Below are 21,566 nucleotides of genomic sequence, written 5' to 3'. Positions count from 1 at the left end.
TCTTCTCGTTCGACGAGAGTCGTCCCGCTCCGCGGGCGCAGTGCCGATAAGCTGCTGTTCCATGAGCACAGACATCACCGGGACCGCAGCCTGGAAGAACCTGGATGCGCATCATCGAGTGATCGAATCTGCCCATCTACGAGACCTGTTCGAGCAGGATCCCCGACGCGGAACCGAGCTGACGGTCTCCGCCGGCGACCTGTACGTCGACTACAGCAAGCACCGGGTGACCCCCGAAACCCTGTCGCTGCTCGTCGATCTGGCACGCGCCGCGCAGGTCGAGCAGCGCCGCTACGACATGTTCGCGGGATCCCACATCAACACGTCCGAGGACCGGGCGGTGCTGCACACCGCGCTGCGACTGCCCACAGGCAGCGAGCTCGTGGTCGACGGCCAGGACGTCGTCGCCGACGTGCATTCGGTCCTGCGGCGTATGGGCGATTTCGCCGACCGCCTGCGGTCCGGACAGTGGCGCGGCGCCACCGGCGAGCGGATCCGCACGGTCGTCAACATCGGCATCGGCGGCTCCGACCTCGGACCGGTCATGGTGTGCGGCGCGCTGCGCCACTATGCCGATGCCGGCATTTCGGCCCGGTTCGTCTCGAACGTCGACCCGGCGGATCTGGTGGGGACGCTCGCCGACCTGGACCCGGCCACGACGCTGTTCGTCGTCGCGTCGAAGACCTTCTCGACGCTCGAGACGCTCACCAACGCGTCCGCGGCCCGCCGCTGGCTGGTCGACGAACTCGGCGAGGAGGCGGTGCCCAAGCATTTCGTCGCCGTCTCCACGCACGCGGAGCGGGTGGCCCAGTTCGGTATCGACACCGACAACATGTTCGGCTTCTGGGACTGGGTCGGCGGCCGGTACTCGGTGGATTCGGCGATCGGGCTCTCGGTGATGGCCGTGATCGGCAAGGAACGCTTCGCCGAGTTCCTCGCCGGCTTCCACACGATCGACGAGCACTTCCGGACCGCGCCGCTCGACCGGAACGCACCGGTGCTGCTCGGGCTGATCGGGGTCTGGTACTCGAGCTTCTTCGACGCCGAATCCCGTGCCGTGCTCCCGTATTCGAACGACCTCGCCCGGTTCGCGGCGTACCTGCAGCAGCTGACGATGGAGTCCAACGGCAAGTCGGTCCGCGCCGACGGTACCCCCGTCACCACCAAGACCGGTGAGATCTTCTGGGGCGAGCCCGGCACCAACGGCCAGCACGCCTTCTACCAACTGCTTCACCAGGGCACCCGGTTGGTGCCGGCCGACTTCATCGGCTTCGCCGAGCCCACCGACGACCTGCCGACCGCGGACGGCACCGGCAGCATGCACGACCTGCTCATGAGCAACCTGTTCGCGCAGACCAAGGTGCTCGCATTCGGCAAGACCGCCGAGGAGATCGCGGCCGAGGGAACCGCACCGGAACTGGTGCCGCACAAGGTCATGCCGGGCAACCGCCCCTCGACCACCATCCTCGCCCCGCGGCTGACGCCGTCGACGATCGGTCAGCTCATCGCGCTGTACGAGCACCAGGTGTTCGTCGCGGGCGTCATCTGGGGTATCGACTCGTTCGACCAGTGGGGCGTCGAACTCGGCAAGGCGCAGGCTCTCGAACTGGGCCCCGTGCTGACGTCACCGGAAGCGCCTCCGCAGCAGGACGATTCGTCGACCGATGCGCTGGTGCGCTGGTACCGGTCGCAGCGCGGACGCGCCGTCTGACGGGTACCTACGCGGCGTGCGGGTGGCTCCACCCGTGCGTCGTGTAGATCCGGCCGAGCCGGTCCACCAGTCGGGCGCCGAGTTCCTGCTGTTCGAGCCAGGGCACCGCGCCCACGCCGCGTCGGATCGCCGCGGCTGCGGCGCCGTACGCCCACAGCGCGTCGTCGGCCAGCACCGACACCTGCTCCCACTCGCCGCTGACCGGGTCGTGCCCGCCGTACGTCAGGTCGGCGCCGACGGTCGCCATCGCGGTGCCCGCCCGCAGCTCCACCGCACCGTCACCGGGCACCGTCACCTGCCAGCCGCCGGCCGGGCAGTGTCCCGCGGTCGCGAGGACGGAGCCGACCCGCACCAGCACGCCGCACTCGAGTTCGTGGGCGACCAGCGCGGCCGCCCGGTCCGCACTGTCGGCCTTCGCCGTGTCGGCGATGTCGAACGAGACACCCCACGGGGCGAGGACGGTGGCGTCGTCGATCTGGACGTCCGCGAACGTCGGTTCGGGATGGATGGGCGGAACGCCGGGCGGCGATTCCTCGATCGCGAGCGGGCTCACCGCGCCGTCGGTCATGCGGGCCACCCACAGCGCCGACCGCAGCAGCCCGGCCAGGGGGACGCTGACGCGCACGGGCAGCCCCTGCGCGAGGTTGAGGGCGTGGATCTCGGCGTTCCCGCGCTGGAGGCTGCACGCCGCCTCGGCCTCGGTGAGCACCGTTCCCACCAGTGCCACCGCGGGACCCAGCGCGGCGCCCTCGGTGACCTGCACCTGGATCTCCTCGTTCCAGGCGCTCCAGTGAGTGTCGCCCAGCATGACCGTGCTCCGTACGGATCGGGATTGCGCTGCACCCAGTATGCGCTCGCCGCGCAAACTTCCTGATCAGCGCCTTACCGGCACCGCTCCGACGGCAGTGAGCGCGAACCGCACGAGGTCGTCGATCACGCCGGGCGCATCCTGCCCGGACGCGAGCGGCCCGGCCAGGACCTCCGCGGTCGCGCCGACGAGCGAGGCCGCCACGAGGGGGACGTTCTGCGGCGCCAGTTCCCCGGCGGCGACACCGGCGGCGACGGCGGCCGCGAATGCGTCGGCGAACGTGCGGCGGAAGATCAACCGCTCGGCGTCGACGGACGCGTCGACGGGTTCGGCGAGCAGGGTGTACGCGAGCTTCGGGTTCCGCATCGCGCGCCCACCGAACGTCTCGATCACGGCCGCGATGCGCTCGCCGGCCGACCGGCCCGGTCCCGCGGCCTCGTTCACCGCCGCCACTTCCCGGCCGACGATCTCCCGGAACACCGCGACCACCAGGTCCGACTTCCCAGCGAAGTGCGAGTACACGGTTCCCGTCGCGACCTGCGCCCGGTTGGCGACCGCGGCGATCGTCAACCCCTGATACCCCGACTCGGACAACACCGCGACCGCGGCCTCGAAGATGGCGTCACGCTGCGCAGCGAGACGCGCCTCGACTGCAGGGGTCCGACGGTAGGCCATGTGTGTAGTGAACCAGGGCGAGCGACGAAGTCGCGATTCGGTCCTGGCGGCCGAGCGGGCGCGGGTAGCGTCGAACCATGCCGGTGCGCACCGAACGATCCGGGCCCGTCACGACGATCGTGCTGTCCCGGCCCGAGGTGCGCAACGCGGTCGACGGACCCACCGCCGCGGCACTCGCGGACGCGTTCCGGGAGTTCGACGCCGATCCCGACGCCGCCGTCGCGGTCCTGTGGGGCGAAGGCGGCACGTTCTGCGCGGGCGCGGACCTCAAGGCGCTGGGCACCGACCGCTCCAACCACGTCACCCCGGACGGTGACGGGCCGATGGGGCCGACGCGGATGCGGCTGTCGAAGCCGGTGATCGCTGCGATCGCCGGGCATGCCGTCGCCGGGGGACTCGAGTTGGCGATGTGGGCGGATCTTCGAATCGCGGAGTCCGACAGCATCTTCGGCGTGTTCTGCCGACGATGGGGTGTTCCGCTGATCGACGGTGGCACCGTGCGGCTGCCGCGGATCATCGGGGCCGGCCGGGCGATGGACCTGGTGTTGACGGGTCGCGCGGTGGGCGCCGACGAGGCCCTCGCGATCGGCCTGGTGACCCGAGTGGTGCCGACCGGACAGTCCCGCGCCGCCGCGGAGGAATTGGCCGCCGAACTCGCCCGCTTCCCGCAGACGTGCCTGCGGGAGGACCGGATGGCGCTGCTCGACCAGGAGGGCCTCACCGAGGAGGAGGCGCTGGCGTCGGAGTTCCGGCACGGCATGGTCGCGGTGACGGTCGACGCGCTCACCGGTGCGGCCCGATTCGCGGCCGGCGAGGGGCGACACGGGCAGTTCGACCAGCAGTAGCGGTAGCGTCCGTCCGCATGGACCGGTTGACCATCGTGGACGAGATCTTCCTGCGCCGGCATCACGGGTACGGCCTCCCGATCGTGATGCAGGGTGTGTGGCGCACCGCGGATGCGGTGGACGCCGCGGTCCTCGAGTCGGTGCACGGCGCACTCACCCGCAGCGCGCTGGGGCGCCGCGTCGTCCGCCCCCGGGTGCCCGGCGCCCGCCCGCGGTGGGAGGCGAGCACCGCCGCCCACCCGCTCCGCTACGCGCAGCTCCCGGTCGACGACGTCGTGCGGTGGGCCGACGCGCAGGCCGCCGTCGACGTCGACCCCGAGTTCGGTCCCGGGTGGGCGCTGTCCGCCGCGCCGGTCACCGGCGGTGGCACCGCGATCTCGCTGGTGTGCTCGCACGCGGTCGCCGACGCCCGCGGGCTGGCGTCGGCGGTGGACGCGGCGCTCACCGGGCGACCCCCGTCCGCGACGCCTCCGCGCACCTCGGACGTCGCGGACGCGGTTCGGACCGTCGGCACCGTCCTGCTCGGTGGTGCCCGCGCGTCGCTGGGACTCGTGTTCAGCGCCCGGCGACGCCGCGAGCTGCGCGAGTTCGTCGACGGCCAGCCGAGCCCGCGGCCGGTCCGCACGCACCTCGCGACCGGAACCTGCACGGCGATCGTCGACGTGGACGCGGCGGCGTGGGACGCGGCGGCCGCCGCCGAGGGCGGCACCCCGAACGGACTGTTCCTCGCGCTCGTGACCGCGATCGCCGATGCGGCCGGCGTGCCGATGCCGCTGCACGTCAGCGTACCGGTCGACATGCGCAGCTCGGACGCGGTGGACAATGCCGTCGTCATGACAGAAGTGATTGTGGCGCCGAGTGATTCACTCGCCGACATCCGCCGGTCCAGCCGCGCGGCCTACGCCGCTCGCCCGATGGGTGCGCCGTCGGGCTTCCCCGAGGAGACCGCGCAGATCCTCCCCGACCGGATCGCCGCGCGCCTGACCGCCGGGGCCGGCGAACTCGACGCCCTGTGTTCGAACATCGGCCGGTTGCCGGACGCGCTCGCATCGCTGGGCCCGCATCGGACCACCGGCGTCGCGACGCGCGCGATGCATCCGGGCATCTCGAGCGACCACCCGGTGCGGACGACCACCCGCCTGTCGGCCTACTTGAGCTCGCTCGGCGGCACCTACACGTTGTCGCTGGTCGGGATCGATCCCGACCGCTTCGACAGCAACGAAGGGTTGCGGGATCTCGCGGTGTCCGCGCTCGCCGCGAGGGGCCTGATGGCACACCCGTGGTGACGAGTGATGCCACAGTGACACCACTCTGATCAGGCAAGTTCGATAACCGGCTTCACATGGCACCATTTTGGTGCCATAGTGATGCCATGGATCTGACACCGTATGTAACCGCACTCCAGAACGACCTGGCGGTGGCCGCGGAGGCCGGTGGTCCGGAGGCTCGGGCGCTCGCGGAGCGTCTGACGGCGCCGCTCGATTCGGCGGTGCGCCTGGCGCTGCTCGACGCCCTGTCCGCCGCCGCGAACGAGATCACCCGCGACCTCGCCCCGGGCTCGGTGGACCTGCGCCTGCGGGGACGCGAACCCGGCTTCGTGGTCACTCCCCCGCCCGCACCGGCCGCGTTCGACGAACCCGCCGCCCCCGAAGAGGCGCCGACGGCACCGCCGCGCCCGGCGGACGTCGAGGACGGTCCGATGACCCGGATCAATCTCCGGCTCACGCAGGACCTCAAGGACCGCGTCGAGGACGCGGCGCGGGCGGCCGGGCTGTCGGTCAATGCGTGGCTCGTCCGCGCGGCGACGGCGGCACTCGACGAGAATGCCACCCCGCGACGCCCGGAGCGCCGGGCCCCCATCGGCGGCGACCGGTTCACCGGCTGGGTCCGCTGACCCCGCCGCCGAGCCGCCACCTCCATCACACCCAGAGGATCACGATGCCCACTTTCACCACCCCCGAACCGATCTCGGCGCTCGTCCAACTGGCCGTCGGCGACGCCACGATCACGGCGACCGATCGCGACGACACGGTCGTGCGGGTCCGGCCCAGCGACTCCGCTCGCGACGCGGACGTGCGCGCCGCCGAGCAGACCCGGGTCGAATACGCGTCCGGTCGACTGGTCGTCCGCGCCCCCCGCCCCCGCGTGCTGTGGGGCAAGGTCGGATCGGTCGACGTGACGATCGAACTGCCGACCGGTTCCGACCTGGAGGCCGATGCCTCGGTCGCCACCGTCCGCACCACCGGCGCGCTGGGCGACTGCCGCATCAAGACCTCGACGGGCGACGTCCGCCTCGACGAGGCCCGCACCACGACCGTCGGCACCGGGGCCGGCACGGTCACCGTCGAACACGTCGACGGCGACGTCCAGATCAGCACCGGATCGGGTCGGATCGAGGTGCACAGCGTCGCGGGCAACGCCGTCGTCAAGAATTCCAACGGCCACAACCGGATCGGCACGGTCACCGGATCGCTGCGGGCCAAGACCGCCAACGGCGACATCGTCGTCAGCGGCGTGGGACACGACGTCAACGCCGCAACCGCCAACGGCAACATCCGAATCGGTGAGATCGCACGCGGGGCGGCGAATCTGCGCACCGCGCGCGGCGAGATCGAGATCGGCATCCGGAGCGGCACCGCGGCACGCCTCGACGTCCACACGACCTTCGGAAAGGTTCAGAACCTGCTGGCCGAGACCACCAGCCCGGCATCGACCGACGACTCGGTCGAGATCCAGGCGCACACCGGTTTCGGCGACATCCTCGTTCGACGCGCCACCCCCGACCAGCCCACCAGTGAGAAGGCGGAGTGATGACCACAGCAACCCTCACCACGTCGGACATTCGGGTCCGGTCCCTGCGGAAGTCCTTCGGGGACAAGGTCGTTCTGGACGGAATCGACCTCGACATCGAGGGGGGCTCGGTCTTCGCCCTCCTCGGCCCCAACGGGGCCGGCAAGACCACCACGGTCCACATCCTCTCCACCCTCGTCCACCCCGATGCCGGCGACATCCGGGTGGGCGGGCACGACCTGGCGCGGGAGCCGGACGCGATCCGCGCCGCGATCGGTGTCACCGGTCAGTTCTCGGCGGTCGACAATCTCCTGACCGGCGCCGAGAACCTGGCCCTGATGGCCGATCTGTGTCATCTCGGGCGCCGCGAGGAGCGGCGCCGCACCGCCAAACTGCTCGAACGGTTCGACCTCGCCGACGCCGCGTCGAAAACGGCCGGCACCTACTCCGGTGGCATGCGTCGCCGCCTGGATCTGGCGATGACCCTGGTCGGCCGGCCGCGGATCATTTTCCTCGACGAACCCACGACCGGCCTCGATCCGCGCAGCCGGCGCACGATGTGGGACATCGTCCGCGACCTGGTCGCCGACGGGGTCACCATCTTCCTCACCACGCAGTACCTCGAGGAGGCCGATCAGCTCGCCGACCGGATCGCGGTGCTCGACGGCGGCCGCGTGGTCGCCGAGGGCACCCCCGCCGACCTCAAGCGACTGGTGCCGGGCGGGCACGTCCGGCTCTCCTTCGCCGATCCGCGTGAACTGGCCTCGGCCGCAGCGTCACTCGGAGTCGCTCCGGGCGACGACGACGCACTGACCCTCGACGTCCCCGGTGACGGCAGTGTGCCGTCGCTGCGGTCGATCCTCGACCGGCTCGACGCGGACTCGATCGAGGTCACGAACCTGTCGATCCACACCCCCGACCTCGACGACGTCTTCCTCGCCCTGACCGAAGGTTCCACCACCCGGAAGGATTCGCTGCGATGACCACAGTCACCTACACCCTGCGGGACTCGGCGACGATGCTGCGCCGCAACGTCCGGCACATGGCGCGCTACCCGTCGATGACGGTTCTGCTCGTGGGAATGCCGGTGGTGCTCCTGCTGCTGTTCGTCTACGTGTTCGGCGGCACGCTCGGCGCCGGTCTCGGCGGTGGACGCGATGCCTACCTCGAGTTCGTCACCCCCGGCATCATGCTGATCACGATTGCGAGTGCCGCTCAGGGAACCGCGATTTCGGTCGCGACGGACATGACCGAGGGCATCATCGCCCGGTTCCGGACGATGGCGATATCCCGATCCTCGGTGCTGACCGGACACGTCGTCGGCAGCCTGATCCAGACGATGGTCGCCCTCGCCGTGGTGACGGGTGTGGCCGTGCTCGTCGGCTTCCGCCCCACCGCCGACGCGCTCGAGTGGCTCGCCGCGATCGGGCTGCTGGCCGGCTTCACGTTCGCGCTCACGTGGTTGTCGGTCGCGCTCGGTCTGGTGTCGCGCAGCGTCGAGACCGCGAGCAACCTGCCGATGTTCCTGATGCTGCTCCCGTTCCTGGGTAGCGGGTTCGTGCCGACCGACTCGATGCCGACCGGACTGCGGTGGTTCGCCGAGTACCAGCCGTTCAGCCCGGTCATCGAGACACTGCGCGGGCTTCTGCTCGGCGGCCCGATCGGCAACAACGGGGTGCTCGCCGTGGCGTGGACCGTCGCGATCGCCCTGTTCGGGTACGTCTGGGCGAAGCGCCTGTACGAGCACCGCGCGATCCGCTGACCGGGTGATGGGAAGTCGCGCGAAACCGTTCTCCCCGGCCTACCGTGGATCCATGGCTCCCGAAGAATTCGACGTCATCGTGATCGGAGGCGGGCCGGCCGGGGAGAACGCGGCGGCCTACGCGATCGCCGGAAGTGACCGCACGGCGGCGCTCGTCGAGCACGAGTTGGTGGGCGGCGAGTGCTCGTACTGGGCGTGCATGCCGTCGAAGGCGCTGCTGCGGCCGGTCGAGGTGCTCGGCACCGCCCGCCACATGCCCGGCGTCGAGGAGAAGGTCAACGCCTACGGCCTCGACACACAGGCCGTGCTCGCCCGACGGGACGGTTTCACGAACAACCTCGACGACTCGTCGCAGGTGCTGTGGGCCGATTCGGTGGGCATCGACGTCATCCGCGGCAGCGCGCGGCTCACCGGGGTCCGGGAGGTCACCGTGGGCGAGCGCGTGCTGCGGGCCCGGCACGCGGTGGTGGTCGCGACCGGCACCACCGCGAGCGTGCCCGACATCCCCGGTCTGCGCGACGCGCTCCCGTGGACGTCGCGGGACGCCACGAACGTCCGGGAGGTGCCGAAGCGGCTCGCGGTCGTCGGCGGCGGAGTGGTTGCGTGCGAGGCGGTGACGTGGCTCCACGAACTGGGCGCCGAGGAGGTCACGCTGTTGGTGCGGGGATCGGCGCTACTCGAACGCACCGAACCGTTCGCCGGAGAGATGGTCGCCGAGAAGATGCGCAAGCACGGAGTGAACGTCCGGTTCGGCGCCTCGCTCGCGGCGGTTGCCCGCGCCGACGCCTCCGACACCGGGATCGGATGCATCCACGGCGGACCGGTCGCGCTGACGGTCACGGGCGACGACGGCGATCCCGAACTGACCGTGGACGAGATCCTCGTCGCCGCCGGCCGCACCCCCACCACCGCGGGGCTGGGCCTCGAGCGTGTCGGACTGCCCGATCACGGCTATGTCGCGGTCGACGACCATCTCACGGCGCAGGGCGTGGACGGCGACTGGCTGTACGCGGTGGGCGACGCCAACGGCCGGGTGCTGCTGACCCACATGGGCAAGTACCAGGGGCGGGTGTGCGGCGACGTGATCGCGGCCCGCGCGGAGGGCCGGCCGCTCGACGGTCCCCGCTTCGTCGCGTCGGCCGACCACGGCCAGGTGCCGCAGGTGGTGTTCACGACACCCGAGGTCGCGGCCGTCGGACGCACCGAAAGCCAGTGCCGCGCAGATGGACTCGATGTCGAGACGGTGGCGGTGGACATCGATGTCGCCGGCGCCGCACTGTCCCGCGACGACTACTCGGGCCGCGCCTCGCTCGTCATCGACCGCGCCACCGACACGATCGTCGGCGCCACGTTCGTCGGTTCGGGTGTCGCCGAACTGGTCCACGCCGCGACCGTCGCGGTGGTGGGCCGGGTGCCGCTCGACAGCCTGTGGCACGCGGTCCCGTCGTACCCGACGGTCAGCGAGGTGTGGCTGCGGCTACTCGAGGCGCGGCGCAAGCAGTAGGTATGCGCTCGTCGTCGGCGCCGCCGTCGCCGATGCTGGCCACGCTCGGTCAGCCACCGGCCGGTGAGGGGTGGGCGTTCGAGATGAAATGGGACGGACAGCGAGCCGTGGCCGAGGTCGGTGACTCCCAGACCCGATTGTTCAGCCGGAACGGCATCGACATCACCGAGACGTTCCCGGAACTGATCCGCCCTCTTGCTGATGCTGTCGACGGGCACGCCGCAGTCCTGGACGGCGAGATCGTCGCGCTCGACACGAAGGGCCGTCCGTCGTTCGCGCGGTTGCAGCGGCGGATGCACGTGCTACGCCCGACGGCCCGGCTGGTCAGCGACTATCCCGTCACCTACTACGCGTTCGATGTCCTGGGCATCGACGGCAAGTCGTCGACGACTCTGCCCTACCTCGAACGGCGTGCACTGCTCGACGGGCTCGCATTGTCGGGGCGGCAGGTGCAGGTACCGCCGTTCTGGACCGGTGTCGACGGCGACCGCATGCTCGCCCTCGCCCGTGAGCATCACCTCGAGGGCGTGGTCGCCAAACAGGTCGATTCCACCTATCTGCCCGGCCGACGAGCCCCGACGTGGGTCAAGACGCCGCTGCGCAAGAACACCGAAGCCGTCGTCGTCGGCTGGGTCGACGGCACCGGAGCCGCGAGGGACGGGGTCGGATCCCTGCTGCTGGGCGCGTACGACGAGGACCGCCGTCTGGTCTATATCGGGCACGTCGGCACCGGATTCACCTCTGCCGCACGTCGATCGCTGCGAGACCGGCTCGCGGCGATCGAGCGGCCGACGAGTCCGCTGGCAGCACCACCACCCGCCCGGGACTCCGCGGGAGCGCACTGGGTCGCGCCCGAGCTGGTCGGCGACGTCGAGTACCGCGACTACGCCGGCGAGAGCCTGCGGCACCCCAGCTGGAAGGGCCTGCGGAACGACAAGTCCCCGGACGAGGTGGATCTGCCGGGCCGGCACTGAGCTGGCTGACACGACCGGTACGCGGTACGCTGATGGCACATCTGGAGGTGTGACCATGCTCGCCAACCGTGACCGAGCCCGCGACACGATCCACGCCCTGTCGGATCAGGACCTGGTGGAACTCCTCGCCGAGGAGTTCTCCCGACGGCCGAATCTGCGGCCGGTGCGTGACGACGTGACCGCACTGCTGGCGATGGGCCCGGCTCTGGCGCTGCAGCACGAGCGCGCCGTCGCCAACCCCGCGGCCGCCGCGGTCGCGCGCACCCGCATCGTGTCGTCGGCCCTGCGATCACTCGTCGACGAACACGAGATGCTCGACTCGACCGCCGTCAGCCGGGCCCTCGGCAAGTCGGCCACCAGCCGGAACACCGCCAGTCGTCTCGCCGCCGCAGGCAGCGTCGTGGCCCTGCCCGCGGGCGGACACAAGCTCTTCCCCGCCTTCCAGTTCGACACCGAACGCCGGGAGGTGCGCCCGATCGTCGCCGAGATCAACCGGGTGATCGACGCCAAGGACGATCCGTGGGGCGCCGCGTCGTGGTGGCTGAACCCGACCGCGTTCGCAAACGATCCACGCTCCCCCGCCGAACTCGCTGTCGCGGGCGGCCACGAACAGGATCTGCGGGACATGGCCGACGACCTGGTCGCGGACTGAGCGGCCGGTGGAGTACCCGGATCCCCCCACACCCCTGCCCCGTGCATCGATCGTCACCGTCCCGGCCGATACACCGGTGTGGCGCATCCACAACGCAAATCGTGGTGCGGCCGAGCTCAATCCGACGCCGCGCCCACGGGCCCGCGTCGGCGGCAGGTTCGACAGCCTCGACGGCTCGTTCGCCTACCTGTATCTCGGGGACAGCCCCGCGGCCGCGGTCGCGGAGACGCTGTGCCGGAACCTCCCGGTCGACCAGTCCCCGCGGCTCATTCCGCGCGCGCAGATCCGCGGCCGCGTCCTGAGCGAGCTCCGCACCACTCGTCCCGTTCGGGTGGTCGATTTGACCGGAACCGGTGCCGCGCAGATCAACGCGGGCGTGTGGCTCACCAAATGCGATCCGTCCGGCTACCTTCACGCCCGCCGCTGGGCCGCCGCGATCCTCGCGGCCAACCCCGGCATCGACGGCCTGCAGTATCGACCCCGGCACGACGAGAACAACCTGGCCTGGATGCTCGCCGGCTCGCCGGCCACGCGCGCACATCCCGCAGTCGCGGCCGTCGGCGGCGTGGTCCCGCTCGACTCCGCGGACGGCCACTACCTCCTCGGGGCGCTGCTCACCGCGCACAACGCGGCCCTCGCACCCTGACCCGTCACACCCGCACCGTTCGCGTGCAAGACTTTCGACGTGACCTCGACACGAGTCCACCGGACACTGCGAGCCCCTCGCGAGCGGGTCTTTCGTGCGCTGATCGATCCGGAGGCGACCGCGGCGTGGCGGGTGCCGTCGAACATGACCAGCGCGGTACACGAGTTCGACGCCCGGGTCGGCGGCAGGTTCCGGATCTCGCTCACCTACGACTCGCCCGACCGGACCGGGAAATCCAGCGCCCACACCGACACCTACCACGGGCACTTCGCCGAGATCGTGCCGAACGAACGAGTGGTGGAGGTGCTCGAGTTCGAGACCGACGACCCCGCGGTGCGGGGAGAGATGACGATGTCGATCACGTTGCGCGCCAACGACGGCGGCACCGAACTGGCCGCCGACCACACCGGTCTTCCGCCGGGCGTCGATCCGGCCGACAACGAACTGGGATGGAACGAGGCACTGGACCGGCTCGCCGGGCTCGTCGACCCCGGGTGACGCCGGGCGCCTCGCGTCAGGCCTGGATCGGCGCGTTCAGCGCCGGGAACCAGATGTCGGTGAGGACCTCGGCCGCCCGTTCGCGGGGGACCTCGATCGTCCCCTGCAGGGCCCACCGGGTGAAGAACCGCTCGAGCTGCGTGACCAGCAGTTCGACGCGCAACCGGGCCTCGTCCTGCCGATCGCGCGGCCAGCGCGCCAGGTACTGCGTCATCGAGTTGGGCAGGGCGAGGATCGCCTCGCGGGACGTCTCGCGGAACGACGGTTCGAGCGCGACCGCCTCGTCCCACGCGGGCAGGATGTCCTTGCACTCGTCGAACCAGTCGATGGCCCGGTTGACCCAGGCGGTGAACTCGGCGCGCGAACCGGTGTCGAGCACCCGGTCCAGGTCCTCGTAGAACGCAAACGCACTCGGCGCCATCTTCTCCAGGCTGATGGCCCGGAGGATCTCGATCTTGCTGGGAAAGTGCAGGTAGAACGTCGCGCGACTGCAGCCGACAGCGGCCGCGATGTCGTCGACGGTGACCGCCGCATACCCACGCGCGGAGAACAGCTCACGCGCGGCCTCCAGAAGCCGGGCGCGGGTCCACCGCTTCTGCTCGTCGCGCAGCTTCCCGCGCCTGCCCTTGATCTCGTCCGCAACAACTCCCACGGCATCCACGATCGTCCACCTCCACGCGCCCGGGCAAGTCGACCCGTCATTGAGGCAACGGGTCGTCATTCACTTGACACATCGTCAGTCACGTCGGAGTATGACCCACATCACTATGAATTGTGTCGGGGACAGCCCCGATCCGAAAGGACCCGCAGTGACGAAGTCTCTCGACCCCCAGGCGTACATCGCATCGGTGATGGCCGGATTGACGGGCCCCGGTGGGCGGTTCGAACTCGGCGAGGAAGAGGTTCTCGGCGCACGGATGCCGGTGATGAAGAACCGCGAGCGTTCCCTCGGCGAGGTTCTCGCGGCCTCGATCGCGTTCGGCGACCGCGACTACCTGGTCACCGAGGACCGCCGACTGAGCTTCGCCGAGCACGGTGCCGGTGCGGCCGCCCTGGCCACCGCGCTGCGGGACCGGTACGGCGTCGGCAAGGGCGACCGTATCGGGATCCTCGCGGCCAACACCCCCGAATGGGTCATGTCGTTCTGGGCCGCACAGTCGCTCGGGGCGATCGCCGTCGGCTTCAACGCGTGGTGGGCACCACGCGAGATCGAGTACGGCATCGAGCACACCCGGCCCGCCGTCGTGATCGTCGACGCCAAGCGCGCCGCGCTGCTCGACGGCCTCGATCTCGACGTCCCGGTCCTGACCATGGAGGACGACGTGCCGCGCCTGGTCGCGGAGTTCGCCGGTGCCGAGCTGCCGCGAGTCGACGTCCTCGAGGACGACCCGGCGGTGATCCTCTACACGAGCGGCACCAGCGGCCGACCCAAGGGGGCGGTGCATTCGCACCGAAACCTGTTGGCCGTCATCGGCTACCACCGCTACAGCGACGCGCTGGCCGCCGCGTTCACGGGCGCGCCGGTGAGCGACGGCCCGAGCGATCTGCGGTATCTGCTCACCTCGCCGCTGTTCCACATCGCCAGCCTGCACAACCTGGTGGTCCCGCGGCTCGCCACGGGCAGCGCCGTGGTGATCTACCAGGGCTCCTTCGACGCGGATCGGGTGCTGCGGCTCATCGAGCGTGAGAAGGTCACCAACTGGGGCGCGGTGCCGACGATGGCGGGACGGCTACTCGAACACGAGGACGTCTCGCGCTACGACCTGTCGTCGCTGACCGCGTTCGCGCTGGCGTCGGCGCCGTCGTCGCCGACCTTCCAGCAGCGGCTGCGCGAGAAGCTGCCGTTCGCCCGCAACGCCCTGGTCGACAGCTACGGGCTCACCGAGTGCAGCACTGCCATCTCGGTCGCGACCCCGATGGATCTGCAGGCGTTCCCGGGCACCCTCGGCCGGCCGATCATCGGCGTCACCGTCGAGGTCCGGGATCCCCTCGGCGAGCCGGTGGCCGACGGGATCGAGGGCGAGATCTGCGTCCGCAGCCCGTACGTGATGCTCGGTTACTGGGAGAACGACGCCGCCACCGCCGACGCGATCCGGAGCGACCGCTGGCTGCACACCGGCGACTTCGGTGTGATCGAGAACGGCATGGTCCGGCTCACCGGCCGTCGCTCCGACCTGATCCTGCGCGGCGGCGAGAACGTGTACCCCGTCGAGATCGAGCAGTGCCTCGACGAGCATCCGGCGGTGGCCGAGTCCGCGGTGGTGGGAGTCGACCACCCCGACCTCGGGCAGGAGGTCGGCGCGGTGGTGGTCCCGAAGCCCGGGATGTCGGTGACCGAGGACGAGCTGCGGGAGTTCGCCGCCGATCGTCTCGCGTACTTCAAGGTGCCGACCCGATGGAAGATCACCACCGATTCGCTGCCGCGCAACGCGACCGGCAAGACGATCCGCACTCAGATCGCCCTGTGAGCGAACGAATTTCCGTCCCCCGCGGCGAGAGAGGCAAGATCCCGATGAGTTTCGACGCGATCGTCAAGAACGGCCGGTGGTTCGACGGCACCGGCGCCCCGTCCGCAACCCGCCACCTCGGTATCCGAGACGGCCGGGTGGCCACGGTCTCCGCCGAACCGCTCGACGAGACCGACTGCCCGCGCGTGATCGACGCGTCCGGCAAGTGGGTGATCCCCGGCATGCTCGACATCCACACCCACTACGACGTCGAGGTCCTGCTCCGCCCCCAGCTCGACGAGTCGGTGCGGCACGGCGTCACCACCGTGTTCGTGGGCTCGTGCTCGCTGTCGACGGTTCACGTCGGGCCGTCGGACGCCGGTGACCTGTTCGGCCGGGTCGAGGCGATCCCCCGCCGCCACGTCGTCGACGGGCTCGAGGAGCGCAAGACGTGGAACTCGGCACGCGAATACGTCGATGCGCTGGAATCGCTGCCGCTGGGAGCGAACGTCGCCGCGTTCATCGGCCACTCCGACATGCGGGCGGCGCTGATGGGCCTGGACCGGGCCACTCGCAAGGAGGTCAAGCCGACCGCGTCCGAGCTCGCCGCGATGGAGCAGCAGCTGACCGAGGCCCTCGACGCCGGGTTCGTCGGGATGTCGTCACAGCAGCTGATGTTCGACAAGCTCGACGGCGAAGTCTGCCGGTCCCGCACGCTGCCGTCGACGTACGCGACCGCCAAGGAGCGTCGCCGACTCAACGCGATCCTGCGCCGCCGCCGCCGGGCGCTGCAGGGTGGCCCGGACGTGGCCCGCCCGCAGAGCATGGTGGTGATGGCACTGAGCAGCCTCGGGATCTTCCGCAAGCCGCTCAAGACGAGCCTGCTCTCGGCCGCCGACGTCAAGGCGATCCCCGGGGTGGTGAAGGTCTTCCCGCTGATGGCGAAGGTCCTCAACGGCCTCGGCGGCGACTTCCGTTGGCAGCATCTGCCGGTGCCGTTCGAGGTGTACTCCGACGGCATCGACTTGCCGGTGTTCGAGGAGTTCGGCTCCGGCGCGGCGGCCCTGCACCTGTCGAACCAGATCGACGCGCGCCGGGAACTGCTGGCCGACGAGAACTACCGCCGGCGCTTCCGCAAGGACTACGACAAGAAGTACGGGCCTCGGGTGTGGCACCGCGACTTCTTCGACGCCGAGATCGTCGAGTGCCCGGACGAATCGGTCATCGGGAAGACGTTCGGTCAGGTCGGGGAGGATCGCGGCGGCGTGCATCCCGTCGACGCGTTCCTCGACCTGGTGGTCGAGTACGGGCCTAAGGTGCGCTGGCGGACCACGATCTCGAACCATCGTCCCGAGGTGCTGAACACGCTCGCCGCCGATCCCGGTGTGCAGCTGGGTTTCTCCGATGCCGGTGCGCACCTGCGGAACATGGCGTTCTACAACTTCGGACTGCGATTCCTGCGCCGGGTGCGCGACGCCGAGCGGGCGGGTACACCGTTCCTGTCGGTGGAGCAGGCGGTGCACCGGGTCACCGGCGAGCTCGCCGACTGGTACGGCCTCGATGCGGGCCACCTGCGGCAGGGCGACCGCGCCGACCTGGTGGTCGTCGACCCTGAGCACCTCGACGCCTCGCTCGACACGTACGCCGAGTGCACGGTCCCCGAGTACGACAACCTCTCCCGGATGGTGAACCGCAACGACGACGCCGTCTCCGCCGTGTTCGTCGGCGGCGAGTACGTCTTCGGGAACGGGGAACCAGCGGCTGCCCTGGGCAGTCGGCGCACCGGGCAGTTCCTCCGGGCCCGCTGACGATTCGAGGGCCCGGCTCGACCGGACCGGCCGGGCCCTCGAACCGTCGTATAGTCGCGGCCATGACCCCGAGTCTCGAAGTGACCACCGCTGACGGCGTCGTCCGGGGCCGCCGGATCGGTGATCTGCTCGCCTGGCGCGGAATCCCGTTCGCCGCCCCGCCGGTGGGTCCGCTGCGGTTGCGGGCGCCGCAGCCCACCGAGCCGTGGACCGGGGTCCGCGACGCCGGCGAGTTCGGCGCCGCCGCCCCACAGCACCCGATGGGCGTCACGCTGCGGCCGGGCAAGCACCAGCCGACCTCGGAGGACTGCCTCACGCTCAACGTGCTCGCGCCGGCGGCACCGAGTTCGACGCCCCGGCCGGTGATGGTGTTCGTGCACGGCGGCGCGTTCGTCCTGGGCACCACCGCCATGGGCCTCTACCGCGGGGACCGCCTCGTCCGGCGCGGCGATGTCGTGTACGTCTCGATCAACTACCGTCTCGGCCCGCTCGGTTTCCTCGACTTCACCGAGTTCTCCACCCCCGAGCGGCCGTTCGACTCCAACCTGGGACTGCGCGACCAGGTGGCCGCGCTGCAATGGGTGCAGCGCAACATCGCCGCCTTCGGCGGCGATCCGGACAACGTCACGCTGTTCGGGGAGTCCGCGGGCGCCACATCGGTCACCACGCTGATGGCCACACCGGCCGCGCGAGGGCTCTTCGCGCGGGCGATCTCGGAGAGTTCGGCGCCGGTGCTCGTGGGCAACCGTCGTCGGGCGCAGCGCTGGGCCCGCGAGTTCCTGACGCTGCTCGGCTGCGACGACCAGACTGAGGCGGGACGGGCGCTCGATTCCGCCACACCGACGGAACTCGGCCGGGCCGGAACTCGGCTGGGCGCCAAGGTTCTCGCCGAGACGCCCGGACTGCACCCGTTCGGCCCGGTGGTGGACGGCGAGTTCCTGCCGGAGCCGCCGCTGACGGCGTTCGCGGCCGGACGCGCGCACCCGGTCCCGATGATCATCGGCACCAACGCCCGTGAGGGCACCCTGTTCCCCAAGATGCTGGACGCCCTGCCCAGCAACGCCGCCCGCATCGAGGCGATGTTCGAACTCACCGATCCGGAGGCCTTGGCGCGGATCGTCGGCGCGTACGCCGGTTACCCCGACGTGGCCGCGGCGATCGATCTGGGCGGCGATCTGACGTTCTGGAAGCCGTCGGTCGAGATCGCCGACGCGCACTCCGCCCACTCCCCCACCTACAGTTACCGCTTCGACTACGCACCGCGTCTCATGCACTGGCTCGGTCTCGGAGCCACGCACGCGTTCGAGATGTTCGCGGTGTTCGGGTACGGCGACTCCGCCGTGGGACGCGCACTCACCACGCCCGGTGGCCGACGCGGACTGCGAGCGGTCACCGATCGGATGCAGGAGAACTGGATCTCGTTTGCCCGCCACGGTATTCCGACGCCATGGTGGCCGCGGTACGACGTCGACCACCGACGCACCCTGATCTTCGACGTCCCCACCCGCATCGAACGCGACCCGGGCCGTGAGCGTCGACTCGCGTGGTCCGGGTATCTCGGCTACGAAAGCGAAGGCAGCGCAGAAGGCAGGGCCGAAACCGAGCCCCTGCCGTGACCGATTCCGACGTGGACGTCACCCTGGCCGAGGGAGTCGTCCGCGGCCGACGGTTGCCGGGCCTGTTGTCGTGGAAGGGGATCCCGTACGCCGCCCCACCCGTCGGGCCGCTGCGCCTGCGCGCTCCCCAGCCCGTAGCGGCGTGGTCCGGCGTCCGGGAGGCCACCGAGTTCGGTTCCCCGGCCCCACAGTTGCGCCGGCAGGGCCACGAGAACTGCCTGACACTCAACGTGCTCCGACCCTCCGGACCCACCGACGTCCCCCGGCCGGTCATGGTTTACATCCACGGCGGTGCGCACACCGCCGGCACGTCGGCGGATCCGCAGTACAGCGGCGCGGCGCTGGTGCGGCGCGGCGACGTCGTCTTCGTCTCCCTGAACTACCGACTCGGGGCGCTCGGATACCTCGACTTCCGCGAGTTCTCCACCCCCGAGCGACCTTTCGATGTCAACCTCGGGCTGCGCGATCAGCTCGCCGGCCTGCAGTGGGTGCGGCGCAACATCGCCGCCTTCGGAGGGGATCCGGACAATGTCACGCTGTTCGGCGAGTCCGCGGGCGCGGATGCCGTCATGACCCTGATGTGCGTGCCCGCGGCGCGGGGACTGTTCGCCCGGGTCATCGCCCAGAGTCCACCGCCGGCCACGTCCAACGGCCCGGAACTGGCGGCGATGTGGGCACGCGAGTTCCTCGAGCTCTCCGGCGTGCCGCGGTCGGACGCCGCCGCGTACCTCACCACCGCCGCCCCCGAAGTGCTCGTGGAGACCGCATCGACGCTCAGCGCCCGGGGCGCGGACGAAGTCCCGGGCGTCCGGCCGTTCGCGCCGGTCGCCGACGGCGACCTGCTGCCCGAGCATCCGCTCGAGGCCTTCGAGGCCGGCACCGAGCACCGGGTGCCGCTGGTCATCGGCACCAATGCCCAGGAGGGCCGGGTGTTTCCCCGGCTGCTCGACATCCTGCCGACCGATCCGGTCCGGATCGAGAAGATGTTCGAGGGCACCGATCCGGCGATCAAGGCCCGCGTGCTCGCCGCCTATCCGGGGTACCCGGGTCGGCGCGCGGCCGCGGACCTGGGCGGCGACGTCGTGTTCTGGGAGCCGTCGCTGCGCTGCGCCCACGCCCACACCCGCCATAGCGACACCTACATGTACCGCTACGACTTCGCGCCGCGCCTGCTGCACCTCATCGGCATGGGCGCCACCCACGCGACGGATCTGTGGCCGGTGTTCGGGGCGCGGGCCGGCACCACCCGCACGCTCACGGCGCTCGGGGGCGCACGCGGCCTGCGCACGGTGACCGACACGATGCAGGGCCACTGGCTCGCCTTCGCCCGCGGCGGCCGCCCGCTGGAGACCTGGCCGCGCTACTCGTATGAACGCCGCGACACGCTGATCATCGACGAGATCTGCCGTGTCGAATGCGATCCCCTGCGGAGCCGACGCGAAGCGTGGCGCGGATACCGGCACCGACATTGAACCCCCCGTGGTATACCGTTGCGGATCGCAACCAAATTTCAGGCTGTGGGAGACCTCGATGTCGATGCTCGACCTGCGTCTGGGCGGCGACGGATGGTTCGCCCAGCTGACCCGGTTCGCCCTCGTCGGCGGATCGAGCAACGTCGTGTACGCGCTGTCGTTCATCGTCCTGGACGCCTACGGCACGCTACTCGCGAACGCCGTGGGCGTCGCCACCAGCACCGTGCTGGCCAACGAACTCCACCGCCGCCGCACCTTCCGCGCCGCCGACCGGGTGCCCTGGTTCGCGGCACAGTGGGAGGGCGGCGCGCTCGCGCTGCTCGGCCTGATCATCAGTTCGCTCGCGCTGGCGCTGCTGCACTTCTTCTTCCCCGACGCGTCGGGCCTGGTGTCGATCGCGCTGGTCATCGCAGTGAGCGGTGTCGTCGGCGCCCTGCGGTTCGTCGCGCTCCGCGGCTGGGTGTTCGGCCGCCGGCAATCGCTACTTCAGCAGCCGTGACATCCGCCGGTCGGCGAGGACCTTCCCGCCGGTCTGGCAGGTCGGGCAGTACTGGAACGACCGCTCGGCGTACGACACCTCCCGCACCGTGTCCCCGCACACGGGACACGGTAGCCCGGTGCGGGCGTGCACCGTCATCCCGGCCCGCTTCTCGCCCTTGAGCCGTGCGGCCTCCTGCCCCACCGAGCGTTCCACAGCGTCGGACAGTTCCGAGCGCATCGCGTCGTACAGCGCGTCCACCTCGTCCGTCGTCAGCTTCGACGCCGTCGCGAACGGCGACAGCCTGGCGGCGTGCAGGATCTCGTCGGAGTACGCGTTACCGACCCCCGCGAGCAGCGACTGGTCCACGAGCGCGGTCTTGATCCGGGCGGTGGTTCCGGCAAGGATCTCGCCGAACTGTGGCCGTGTCACCTCGAGCGCGTCGGGCCCGAGCCGGGCGATGCCCGGCACCTGCTGCGGGTCGGGCACCACCCACACCGCGAGCCGCTTCTTGGTGCCGGCCTCGGTGAGATCGAACGCGGGTGTCTCCCCCTCCGGGGTGAAGAAGTGCACACGCAGCGCCAGCGGCCCCTTCCCCTGCTTCGGGGGCGCCGGGCTCGGGTTGTCGGTCCAGCGCAGCCACCCGCCGCGGGACAGGTGCGTGATGAGCCAGAGCCCGTCGCAGTCCATCCCCAGGTGCTTGCCGAAGCGCCGGGAGCCGGTCACGTCCCGACCGCGCAGGGCGCTGATCGGCGGGTCGAATGTCTTGAGCACGCTGAGCGCGGCCACGTCGACGCGGCCGACCACCGCGCCGACCGCGTGGTCGCGCAGGAACTGTGCCAGGGCCTCGACCTCGGGCAGTTCGGGCATGCGATCAGAG

21 protein-coding genes are annotated in these 21,566 nt (G+C 70.7%); 17 read left to right on the top strand and 4 right to left on the bottom strand.

The features are described 5' to 3' along the window. Nucleotides 1–61: 61 nt before the first annotated feature. Nucleotides 62–1,711 carry a glucose-6-phosphate isomerase gene (gene pgi / locus ABTV10_RS06090; protein ID WP_499033242.1) on the top strand — a complete coding sequence of 550 codons (1,650 nt, stop codon included), beginning with the start codon at nucleotides 62–64 and terminating at the stop codon, nucleotides 1,709–1,711. 7 nt (nucleotides 1,712–1,718) lie between these two features. On the opposite strand, the gene ABTV10_RS06085 is transcribed toward pgi, so the two are convergent. Both ABTV10_RS06085 and ABTV10_RS06080 read right to left on the bottom strand, forming a co-directional pair. After that, nucleotides 1,719–2,519, bottom strand: a complete 801-nt coding sequence (locus tag ABTV10_RS06085; RefSeq protein WP_499033241.1) for an FAD:protein FMN transferase — start codon at nucleotides 2,517–2,519, stop codon at nucleotides 1,719–1,721. A gap of 66 nt (nucleotides 2,520–2,585) precedes the next feature. Next, nucleotides 2,586–3,194, bottom strand: a complete 609-nt coding sequence (locus ABTV10_RS06080; protein WP_433610696.1) for a TetR/AcrR family transcriptional regulator — start codon at nucleotides 3,192–3,194, stop codon at nucleotides 2,586–2,588. Between the two features lie 77 nt (nucleotides 3,195–3,271). On the opposite strand from ABTV10_RS06080, the gene ABTV10_RS06075 reads away from it, so the two are divergent. From ABTV10_RS06075 to ABTV10_RS06025, 11 genes are all read left to right on the top strand, one after another. Next, complete coding sequence (locus ABTV10_RS06075; protein ID WP_499033239.1) at nucleotides 3,272–4,039, top strand: crotonase/enoyl-CoA hydratase family protein; 768 nt, start codon at nucleotides 3,272–3,274, stop codon at nucleotides 4,037–4,039. Between the two features lie 17 nt (nucleotides 4,040–4,056). Then, a complete protein-coding gene (locus tag ABTV10_RS06070; protein WP_499033238.1) occupies nucleotides 4,057–5,325 on the top strand; it encodes a hypothetical protein in 1,269 nt (422 codons plus the stop codon). Between the two features lie 86 nt (nucleotides 5,326–5,411). After that, the gene (locus ABTV10_RS06065) at nucleotides 5,412–5,933 is read left to right on the top strand and encodes a hypothetical protein (protein WP_433610690.1); all 522 of its coding nucleotides are present in this window, start codon (nucleotides 5,412–5,414) and stop codon (nucleotides 5,931–5,933) included. Between the two features lie 44 nt (nucleotides 5,934–5,977). Next, nucleotides 5,978–6,850 carry a DUF4097 family beta strand repeat-containing protein gene (locus ABTV10_RS06060; protein ID WP_499033237.1) on the top strand — a complete coding sequence of 291 codons (873 nt, stop codon included), beginning with the start codon at nucleotides 5,978–5,980 and terminating at the stop codon, nucleotides 6,848–6,850. After that, a complete protein-coding gene (locus ABTV10_RS06055) occupies nucleotides 6,850–7,812 on the top strand; it encodes an ATP-binding cassette domain-containing protein (protein WP_499033235.1) in 963 nt (320 codons plus the stop codon). Before ABTV10_RS06060 ends, ABTV10_RS06055 begins: the two co-directional genes overlap by 1 nt. Continuing rightward, a complete protein-coding gene (locus ABTV10_RS06050; protein ID WP_499033233.1) occupies nucleotides 7,809–8,591 on the top strand; it encodes an ABC transporter permease in 783 nt (260 codons plus the stop codon). Before ABTV10_RS06055 ends, ABTV10_RS06050 begins: the two co-directional genes overlap by 4 nt. 52 nt (nucleotides 8,592–8,643) lie before the next feature. Beyond that, on the top strand, nucleotides 8,644–10,095 hold the full coding sequence (locus ABTV10_RS06045) for a dihydrolipoyl dehydrogenase family protein (protein WP_499033231.1): 1,452 nt from the start codon (nucleotides 8,644–8,646) through the stop codon (nucleotides 10,093–10,095). Nucleotides 10,096–10,097: 2 nt separating this feature from the next. Continuing rightward, complete coding sequence (gene ligD, locus ABTV10_RS06040) at nucleotides 10,098–11,069, top strand: non-homologous end-joining DNA ligase (protein ID WP_499033230.1); 972 nt, start codon at nucleotides 10,098–10,100, stop codon at nucleotides 11,067–11,069. 55 nt (nucleotides 11,070–11,124) lie between these two features. After that, the gene (locus tag ABTV10_RS06035) at nucleotides 11,125–11,721 is read left to right on the top strand and encodes a hypothetical protein (protein WP_499033228.1); all 597 of its coding nucleotides are present in this window, start codon (nucleotides 11,125–11,127) and stop codon (nucleotides 11,719–11,721) included. Nucleotides 11,722–11,728: 7 nt separating this feature from the next. After that, entirely contained in the window at nucleotides 11,729–12,367 is a 639-nt protein-coding gene (locus tag ABTV10_RS06030) for an RES family NAD+ phosphorylase (protein WP_499033227.1), read from the top strand. A 39-nt stretch (nucleotides 12,368–12,406) separates the two neighbouring features. Then, complete coding sequence (locus ABTV10_RS06025) at nucleotides 12,407–12,865, top strand: SRPBCC family protein (protein WP_499033224.1); 459 nt, start codon at nucleotides 12,407–12,409, stop codon at nucleotides 12,863–12,865. Nucleotides 12,866–12,881: 16 nt separating this feature from the next. Here the strand turns inward: ABTV10_RS06025 and ABTV10_RS06020 are convergent, their stop codons facing one another. Beyond that, complete coding sequence (locus ABTV10_RS06020) at nucleotides 12,882–13,526, bottom strand: TetR/AcrR family transcriptional regulator (RefSeq protein ID WP_499033223.1); 645 nt, start codon at nucleotides 13,524–13,526, stop codon at nucleotides 12,882–12,884. A 148-nt stretch (nucleotides 13,527–13,674) separates the two neighbouring features. On the opposite strand from ABTV10_RS06020, the gene casG reads away from it, so the two are divergent. From casG to ABTV10_RS05995, 5 genes are all read left to right on the top strand, one after another. Continuing rightward, a complete protein-coding gene (gene casG / locus ABTV10_RS06015; protein WP_499033221.1) occupies nucleotides 13,675–15,333 on the top strand; it encodes a steroid-24-oyl-CoA synthetase in 1,659 nt (552 codons plus the stop codon). 44 nt (nucleotides 15,334–15,377) lie between these two features. Beyond that, nucleotides 15,378–17,120: an N-acyl-D-amino-acid deacylase family protein gene (locus ABTV10_RS06010; RefSeq protein ID WP_499035145.1), complete on the top strand. Its 1,743-nt coding sequence runs from the start codon at nucleotides 15,378–15,380 to the stop codon at nucleotides 17,118–17,120. A gap of 62 nt (nucleotides 17,121–17,182) precedes the next feature. Continuing rightward, nucleotides 17,183–18,736 (top strand): carboxylesterase/lipase family protein, encoded by a 1,554-nt coding sequence (locus ABTV10_RS06005; RefSeq protein WP_499033220.1) that lies wholly within the window; start codon nucleotides 17,183–17,185, stop codon nucleotides 18,734–18,736. Then, nucleotides 18,733–20,208: a carboxylesterase/lipase family protein gene (locus ABTV10_RS06000; protein ID WP_499033219.1), complete on the top strand. Its 1,476-nt coding sequence runs from the start codon at nucleotides 18,733–18,735 to the stop codon at nucleotides 20,206–20,208. Before ABTV10_RS06005 ends, ABTV10_RS06000 begins: the two co-directional genes overlap by 4 nt. A gap of 58 nt (nucleotides 20,209–20,266) precedes the next feature. Continuing rightward, complete coding sequence (locus ABTV10_RS05995; RefSeq protein ID WP_499033217.1) at nucleotides 20,267–20,707, top strand: GtrA family protein; 441 nt, start codon at nucleotides 20,267–20,269, stop codon at nucleotides 20,705–20,707. Here ABTV10_RS05995 and ABTV10_RS05990 read toward each other — a convergent pair. Next, entirely contained in the window at nucleotides 20,690–21,556 is an 867-nt protein-coding gene (locus ABTV10_RS05990) for an Fpg/Nei family DNA glycosylase (RefSeq protein ID WP_499033215.1), read from the bottom strand. The two genes, ABTV10_RS05995 and ABTV10_RS05990, sit on opposite strands and share 18 nt — an antisense overlap. Between the last annotated feature and the right edge of the window lie 10 nt (nucleotides 21,557–21,566).

It is taken from the genome of Paraburkholderia sp. RHO2 (assembly GCF_050955445.1).
GTDB lineage: Bacteria > Actinomycetota > Actinomycetes > Mycobacteriales > Mycobacteriaceae > Prescottella > Prescottella agglutinans_A.
This window is presented reverse-complemented; position numbering and strand designations above follow the sequence as displayed.

Coding starts and splice junctions, on each gene's coding strand:
- ABTV10_RS06075 (WP_499033239.1), top strand. CDS start 3,272: ATGCCGGTGCGCACCGAACGATCCGGGCCCGTCACGACGATCGTGCTG.
- ABTV10_RS06060 (WP_499033237.1), top strand. CDS start 5,978: ATGCCCACTTTCACCACCCCCGAACCGATCTCGGCGCTCGTCCAACTG.
- ABTV10_RS06050 (WP_499033233.1), top strand. CDS start 7,809: ATGACCACAGTCACCTACACCCTGCGGGACTCGGCGACGATGCTGCGC.
- ABTV10_RS05995 (WP_499033217.1), top strand. CDS start 20,267: ATGTCGATGCTCGACCTGCGTCTGGGCGGCGACGGATGGTTCGCCCAG.
- ABTV10_RS05990 (WP_499033215.1), bottom strand. CDS start 21,556: ATGCCCGAACTGCCCGAGGTCGAGGCCCTGGCACAGTTCCTGCGCGAC.
- ABTV10_RS06080 (WP_433610696.1), bottom strand. CDS start 3,194: ATGGCCTACCGTCGGACCCCTGCAGTCGAGGCGCGTCTCGCTGCGCAG.
- ABTV10_RS06085 (WP_499033241.1), bottom strand. CDS start 2,519: ATGCTGGGCGACACTCACTGGAGCGCCTGGAACGAGGAGATCCAGGTG.
- ligD (WP_499033230.1), top strand. CDS start 10,098: ATGCGCTCGTCGTCGGCGCCGCCGTCGCCGATGCTGGCCACGCTCGGT.
- ABTV10_RS06045 (WP_499033231.1), top strand. CDS start 8,644: ATGGCTCCCGAAGAATTCGACGTCATCGTGATCGGAGGCGGGCCGGCC.
- ABTV10_RS06070 (WP_499033238.1), top strand. CDS start 4,057: ATGGACCGGTTGACCATCGTGGACGAGATCTTCCTGCGCCGGCATCAC.
- ABTV10_RS06065 (WP_433610690.1), top strand. CDS start 5,412: ATGGATCTGACACCGTATGTAACCGCACTCCAGAACGACCTGGCGGTG.
- ABTV10_RS06035 (WP_499033228.1), top strand. CDS start 11,125: ATGCTCGCCAACCGTGACCGAGCCCGCGACACGATCCACGCCCTGTCG.
- ABTV10_RS06010 (WP_499035145.1), top strand. CDS start 15,378: ATGAGTTTCGACGCGATCGTCAAGAACGGCCGGTGGTTCGACGGCACC.
- pgi (WP_499033242.1), top strand. CDS start 62: ATGAGCACAGACATCACCGGGACCGCAGCCTGGAAGAACCTGGATGCG.
- ABTV10_RS06005 (WP_499033220.1), top strand. CDS start 17,183: ATGACCCCGAGTCTCGAAGTGACCACCGCTGACGGCGTCGTCCGGGGC.
- ABTV10_RS06055 (WP_499033235.1), top strand. CDS start 6,850: ATGACCACAGCAACCCTCACCACGTCGGACATTCGGGTCCGGTCCCTG.